3 protein-coding genes and 1 pseudogene are annotated in these 6,930 nt (G+C 74.6%); 2 read left to right on the top strand and 2 right to left on the bottom strand.

The window, feature by feature from the left end; genetic code table 11:
• A pseudogene (locus tag AC061S_RS39540) lies at window positions 1-106 on the top strand (IS982 family transposase); the annotation flags it as partial.
• Window positions 107-122: 16 nt separating this feature from the next.
• Here the strand turns inward: AC061S_RS39540 and AC061S_RS39535 are convergent.
• Together AC061S_RS39535 and AC061S_RS39530 are read right to left on the bottom strand one after the other, a co-directional pair.
• The gene (locus AC061S_RS39535; protein ID WP_478690702.1) at window positions 123-1,379 is read right to left on the bottom strand and encodes a DUF2716 domain-containing protein; all 1,257 of its coding nucleotides are present in this window, start codon (window positions 1,377-1,379) and stop codon (window positions 123-125) included.
• Between the two features lie 10 nt (window positions 1,380-1,389).
• Window positions 1,390-2,241: an AraC family transcriptional regulator gene (locus AC061S_RS39530; RefSeq protein ID WP_478690701.1), complete on the bottom strand. Its 852-nt coding sequence runs from the start codon at window positions 2,239-2,241 to the stop codon at window positions 1,390-1,392.
• A gap of 80 nt (window positions 2,242-2,321) precedes the next feature.
• Here AC061S_RS39530 and AC061S_RS39525 point away from each other — a divergent pair, with 80 nt between their 5' ends.
• Window positions 2,322-6,926, top strand: coding sequence for an Lhr family ATP-dependent helicase (locus AC061S_RS39525; RefSeq protein ID WP_478690700.1), 4,605 nt, complete (start codon window positions 2,322-2,324; stop codon window positions 6,924-6,926).
• Window positions 6,927-6,930 lie beyond the last annotated feature (4 nt).

The raw sequence follows: 6,930 nt of genomic DNA, 5'->3' as shown, positions 1-6,930 counted from the left end.
CACCGTCCGAGTCCTGCAACGACTCCTCGCCCTGACCGCCGCGATCTGGCACAACCACAAGACCGGTGGACCCGTCATCCGATCACTGACCGCCTACGACCACTGACCTCGGAATCAATCATCTAGCCGTCCCGGCGCCGCAGCGGCTCACCGAGCAGTTCGGTGAGCTCCCCCTCCACGGCGGCGAGCAGTGGTCCGAACACGCACAGGGTCTGCTCCCAGGGGTGGCCGAAGGTGCCGAGGCGCATGTCCTCGGTGAGGTGGAGGTAGTAGTCGCCGTTGGGGTAGGTCCCCTCGCCCGGTGTGGGCGGCCGGCCGGGGATTCCGGTGCGGCGGGGGTCGTAGCGGTAGCCGTCGTGGTTCCAGTCGAGCCAGAAGACCGGTTCCCCGGGCTCGGTGACGGCGATCAGCCCGCGCCGCACGATGTCATCCAGCCGGCCGGAGAAGTCCGCGACCTGGGGCCGGCCGTGACCGTGGGAGTGCCAGGTGGCAGAGGTGGCGGGCTCCGAGATGGCCGGGGACCGGCTCATGGACGGCTTGAAGTCGAACGCGGCGTAGAAGCGGTCCCACAGCCGCCGGTCCAGCGCTGAAGTGCAGTCGACCAGCAGCGCGGGCCGGGTCGCCTCGGGCGTGCCCTGCGGGGTCCAGCGGTAGGAGCGGACGGTGGTGATCTCGCGCAGTCCGGCCGCCTCGAACTCCTCCCGCAGGGCCCCCGCGGCCTCCGCCAGGAGGTACCGAGGCCACTTCGTGCCGCGCCGGCGCTCCGCCCAGGCCCGGACGAACGCGCCCTCCGGCCGGCTGAGGCCACCGACCACCACGAACTCCGTGCCGTGGACCTGCTCGGCCCAGCCCGCGGCCACCACCCGGCCCTGCGAGACGATCGTGTCGGCCCAGGGCTCCTCCCCGGCGTCGTCCGAGACTCCGTCCGCCTCGTACGTCGCCGGGGTCGTCCGGTGCGGACCCGAAGCGGCGGCCAGCGCGTGGACCTGCTCATCGAACCCGCAGTAATGCGGACCGTGCACCACGTCGTCCGCGCGCGGAGACTCGATCGCGTCGAGGGGAGCCGCCAGCACGGAGCGTTCCGGCCCCTCGGTGAATCCGGCCCGGGTCAAGGCCTCGGCCAGGCCCGGGGAGTCGTGCCCGTAGACCTTCCATTCGGCGGGCTCGCACCGGCCCTCGAAGGCCGCGCGCTGCCGCCGGACCAGGGCGTCGAGGTCGGTCCCGGCCGCCAGGGCCGCGTGCTCGACCGTGCCGTGCGTCCCGTAGTGCCTGCGCACCACCGGCCCGTCGGCCTCGACGACCACGCCGACCGGGTGCCATTCGGGAACCCCGCACCGGAGCTGTTCGTCGTGCCGTACCAGCAGTTCCCCCATGTCCATGATCCGGACCCTAACCGGCCGCCCGCCCCCGCCGGTAGGCGCCCGGGGGCACCCCCACGATGCGGGTGAAGTGCCGGTTCAGGTGCGGCTGGTCGGTGAAGCCGACCGTGACGGCCGCCTCCGCCGGCGGGATCCCCGCGTCGAGCAGCCGCCGCGCCCGCCGGACCCGGGCGTCGGTCAGCCAGGTGTGCGGGGGCATGCCGTACCGGTCCCGGAAGGCCCGCAGCAGGGCGAAGGGGCTCGTGCCCAGCTCCGCCGCGAGCTGCTCCAGCGACGGGGGCTCCCCCATCCGCTCCTCCAGTACGGCCCGGGCCCGCTCCGCGTCGGCGGCGCCCGCGCGGCCCGCCGTACGGGCGGGCAGCGGCCCGGCGTGCCGGGTCAGCATCCGCGCCACCACCCCGCGCAGCAGGGTGTCGGCGGCCAGCGCGTTGCCCGCCTCGGCGGCCCGGTGGACCTCGGTGATGGCCCGCGAGGCCTGCGGGTCGGCGACCATGTCGGCGGTGAAGCCGGGGGTCCCGCGCAGGGTCCCGATCTCGGTGGCGACCTCGGTGATCAGCGCCCGGGAGGGGTAGAGGGTGGCGTAGGCCCAGCCCTCGGGCACCCCGGCGCGGGCGGTGTGCGGGACCTCGGGGTTGATCAGGACCACGCTGCCGGGCCCGGCGCGCAAGGTGTCCCCCGGCAGGCCGATCTCCTCGATGCCGCCGGTGACGGCCGCGATGACGTACCCGTCGTGCGCGTGGCGCGGGAAGGTGTGGCGCACGTAGTGGGCGCGCAGGAGGTCCAGCCCGGGCAGTTCCGCGTACTGCCAGTGCCGCGCCCACTCCCGGCGGCCCTCGGCCGCTCCGATCGTCCCCGTGCCCATCCCCCCATTCTGCGCCCGGCCCGGCCGGGCTGTTTCCACAGGTCCGGCCCGTTGTCAGTGGGCGGGTGCACGATGGGGGCATGTCCGGTACCGCGCTCGACTCGTTCTCCCCCGCGACCCGTTCCTGGTTCACGGGGGCCTTCGTCTCGCCCACCTCCGCCCAGGAGGGCGCCTGGCGGGCCATCGGAGCAGGCTCGGACGTGCTGGTGGTGGCCCCCACCGGCTCCGGCAAGACCCTGGCCGCCTTCCTCGCCGCCCTCGACCAGCTCGCCTCGACCCCGCACCCGGCCGAGCCGAAGAAGCGCTGCCGGGTGCTGTACATCTCGCCCCTGAAGGCCCTGGCGGTCGACGTGGAGCGCAACCTCCGCAGCCCGCTGACCGGCATCCGGCAGGAGTCGGTGCGCCTGGGCCTGCCCGAGCCGGAGATCCGGGTCGGGATCCGCTCCGGCGACACCCCGCCCGCGGAGCGGCGCGCGCTGGTGACCCGGCCGCCGGACATCCTGATCACCACACCCGAGTCGCTGTTCCTGATGCTGACCTCGGCCGCCCGCGAGGCCCTGGCCGGGATCGAGACGGTGATCCTGGACGAGGTGCACGCGGTCGCCGGGACCAAGCGCGGCGCCCATCTCGCGCTGTCCCTGGAGCGGTTGGACGAGCTGCTGCCCCGCCCCGCGCGCCGGATCGGGCTCTCGGCGACGGTCCGCCCGGTGGACGAGGTGGCCCGTTACCTCGCTCCGCGCGGCAAGGTGGAGATCGTCCAGCCGCCCTCCACCAAGGAGTTCGACCTGTCGGTGGTCGTCCCGGTCGAGGACATGGGCGAGTTGGGCGGCTCCCCCGCCACCGAGGGCAAGGAGGGCGGCGACAAGCCCTCCATCTGGCCGCACGTGGAGGAGCGGATCGCCGATCTGGTCCAGGCCCACCGGTCCACCATCGTGTTCGCCAACTCCCGCCGCCTCGCCGAGCGCCTGTGCAACCGGCTCAACGAGATCGCGTACGAGCGGGCCACCGGCGGCCCGCTGCCCGAGGGCCCACCCCCGGCCGAGATCATGGCCCAGTCGGGCGCCGCCCAGGGCGCTCCGCCGCTGCTGGCCCGTGCCCACCACGGCTCGGTCTCCAAGGAGCAGCGGGCGCTGGTGGAGGAGGACTTGAAGGCGGGCCGGCTGCCCGCCGTGGTCGCCACCTCCAGCCTGGAGCTCGGCATCGACATGGGCGCGGTCGACCTCGTCATCCAGGTGGAGTCCCCGCCGTCGGTGGCCTCCGGGCTCCAGCGGGTGGGCCGGGCAGGACACCAGGTGGGCGCGGTCTCCACCGGGGTCGTCTTCCCCAAGTACCGGGGCGACCTCGTCCAAGCCGCCGTGGTCACCGAGCGGATGCGCACGGGCTCGATCGAGTCCCTGCGGATCCCCTCCAACCCGCTCGACGTCCTCGCCCAGCAGCTCGTCGCGATGACCGCGATGGACACCTGGCAGCTCGACGACCTGCTCGCCCTGGTGCGGCGGGCGGCCCCCTTCGCGGCGCTGCCGGACTCGGCCTTCACAGCAGTGCTGGACATGCTGGCGGGCCGCTACCCATCGGACGCGTTCGCCGAGCTCAGACCCCGCGTCGTCTGGGACCGCGTCGCCGGTACGATCACCGGCCGACCCGGCGCCCAGCGGCTCGCGGTCACCTCCGGCGGGACCATCCCGGACCGCGGGCTCTTCGGCGTCTTCCTGGCCGGATCCGACCCCAAAAAGGGCGGCGGCCGGGTCGGCGAGCTCGACGAGGAGATGGTCTACGAGTCCCGCGTCGGCGACGTCTTCACCCTCGGCACCACCTCCTGGCGGATCGTGGACATCACCCGCGACCGCGTCCTGGTCACCCCCGCCCCCGGGGTCCCGGGGCGCCTCCCGTTCTGGAAGGGCGACCAGTTGGGCCGCCCGCTGGAGTTGGGCCGCGCGGTCGGCGCGTTCCTGCGCGAGCTCGGCGGCCTCACGGCAGAGGACGCCCGCCTGCGCCTGCTGGCGGCGGGCCTGGACGCATGGGCCGCCGAGAACGTCCTGTCCTACCTCGCCGAACAGCGCGAGGCCTGCGGCCACGTACCGGACGACCGGACCATCGTCGTCGAGCGGTTCCGCGACGAGCTCGGCGACTGGCGGGTCGTCGTCCACTCCCCCTTCGGCGCCCAGGTGCACGCCCCCTGGGCGCTGGCGCTCGGCGCCCGCCTCTCCGAGCGGTACGGGATGGACGCGCAGGTCATGCACGCCGACGACGGCATCGTGCTCCGCCTCCCGGACGCGGACCTGCTGAACATGGACCTGGACCTGCTGGACCACGACCCGGCTCAAGGCCCCTCCTCCACCTCCTTCGACTTCGACGACGACAAGCCCCCGCTGGGCGCGGCGGACGTCGCCTTCGACCACGGGGACGTCCAGCAGATCGTCACCGACCAGGTCGGCGGCTCCGCACTGTTCGCCTCCCGCTTCCGCGAGTGCGCGGCGCGCGCCCTGCTGCTGCCGCGCCGCAACCCGGGCAAGCGCACCCCTCTGTGGCAGCAGCGCCAGCGCGCCTCTCAACTGCTCCAGGTGGCCTCCGAGTTCGGCTCGTTCCCGATCGTGCTGGAGGCCGTACGGGAATGCCTGCAGGACGTCTTCGACGTGCCCGGCCTGACCGAGCTGATGGGGGACATCGAGGCGCGCCGGGTCCGCCTGGTCGAGGTCACCACCGTCGAGCCCTCCCCCTTCGCCCGCTCCCTCCTCTTCGGGTACGTCGCCCAGTTCCTCTACGAGGGCGACTCACCGCTCGCCGAGCGCAGGGCGGCCGCGCTGTCGCTGGACTCCCGGCTGCTGGCCGAGCTGCTCGGCCAGGCGGAACTCCGCGAGCTGCTCGACGCGGACGTGCTGACGGAGCTGGAGCGGGAGCTCCAGTGGCTGACCGAGGACCGGCGGGCCAAGGACGCCGAGTCGGTGGCCGACCTGCTGCGCCTGCTGGGCCCGCTCACCCCGGAGGAACTCGCCGCCCGCGGCGCGGACGCGGAGTGGGCTCCGTCCCTCTCCACCTCCCGCCGGGCGATCCGGGTCCGGATCGGCGGCGAGGACCACTGGGCGGCCGTCGAGGACGCGGGCCGGCTGCGCGACGCGCTGGGCACTGCCCTCCCGGTGGGCGTCCCGGAGGCGTTCACCGAGCCGGTGAAGGACCCCCTCGGCGATCTCCTGGCCCGGTACGCCCGCACCCACGGCCCGTTCACCTCCGTCACCGCCGCCGCCCGCTTCGGGCTGGGCACGGCCGTGACGGACGGCGCGCTGCACCGGCTCGCGGCGGCCGGGCGGGTGGTCCAGGGCGAGTTCCACCCGGCGGGCATCGGCCAGGAATGGTGCGACGCGACGGTGCTGCGCCGGCTTCGCCGCCGCTCGCTGGCAGCCCTGCGCCAGGAGCTGGAGCCGGTGCCCCCCGCCTCCCTCGCCACCTTCCTCCCCCAGTGGCAGCACCTGGGCGGGGCCCTGCGCGGGGTCGACGGCCTGGCCCGCGCGATCGAGCAGCTCCAGGGCGCCGCGGTTCCCGCCTCAGCCCTCGAACGCCTGATCCTCCCGTCCCGCGTATCGGACTACTCCCCGACCCTCCTGGACGAGCTGACCACCACGGGCGAAGTGGTCTGGGCGGGGGCAGGAGCCCTCCCGGGCAAGGACGGCTGGATCTCCCTCTACCTGGCGGAGACGGCCCCCCTCCTCCTCCCTCCTCCCCATCCCCTGGAGCTCACCCCGCTCCACGAAGCGGTCCTCTCCGCCCTCTCCGGCGGGTACGGCCTGTTCTTCCGCCAGCTCACGGACCGCGTCCGCGCCGTGCACCCGGACGCCTCGGACGCGGACCTCTCCTCCGCCGTCTGGGACCTGGCATGGTCGGGCCGCCTGACGAACGACACCCTGGCCCCCCTGCGCTCCCTCCTCGGCTCGGGCCGCACGGCGGGCGCCACCGCCCACCGCGCACGCCGTACGATCCCCCGCGGCCGCTACGGCACCCTCACCACCCCTGCCTCCCGTACGGGCCCGCCCACGGTGTCGGGCCGCTGGTCCCTGCTCCCGGGCCACGCCCCGGACCCGACCCACCGCGCGCACGCCCTGGCCCGCACCCTGCTGGACCGCCACGGGGTGGTGACCCGGGGGGCGGTGGCCGCGGAAGGCGTGGAGGGCGGTTTCAGCGCGGTCTACCGGGTCCTCTCCGCATTCGAGGACAGCGGCCAGGCCCGCAGGGGCTACGTGGTCGAGGGCCTGGGCGCGGCCCAGTTCGCCATGGACGGCGCGGTCGACCGCCTCCGCGCCGCCGAGCGGACCCCGCCCCCGCTGGCGGCGGTCGTCCTGGCGGCCGCCGACCCGGCGAACGCCTATGGCGCCGCCCTCCCCTGGCCGGAGCCCCCGTCCGGCGCCACCCACAAGCCGGGCCGCAAGGCGGGCTCCCTGGTGGTCCTGGTCGACGGAGACCTCATCCTCTACCTGGAGCGCGGCGGCAAAACCCTCCTCGCCTGGTCCGACCCCGACGACCCCCGCCTCACAGCCGCCGTGTCAGCCCTCACCACGGCCTCCCACAAGGACACCCTCCCCACCCTCACGGTGGTACGCATCAACGCCACCCCCGCCCTCACCTCCCCCTACGCCCCACCCATAGAAGCCACCGGCTTCCACGCCACCCCCCAAGGCCTCCGCCTGCGCCACTAGGTCG

Source organism: Streptomyces sp. CA189, from assembly GCF_056428985.1.
The sequence above is the reverse complement of the archived record's forward strand: the minus strand, read 5'-3'. Positions and strand labels throughout refer to the sequence as shown.

Bases quoted from the DNA above. Each gene is read 5' to 3' on its own strand.
- AC061S_RS39530 (WP_478690701.1), bottom strand. From the start codon at position 2,241: ATGGGCACGGGGACGATCGGAGCGGCCGAGGGCCGCCGGGAGTGGGCG.
- AC061S_RS39525 (WP_478690700.1), top strand. From the start codon at position 2,322: ATGTCCGGTACCGCGCTCGACTCGTTCTCCCCCGCGACCCGTTCCTGG.
- AC061S_RS39535 (WP_478690702.1), bottom strand. From the start codon at position 1,379: ATGGACATGGGGGAACTGCTGGTACGGCACGACGAACAGCTCCGGTGC.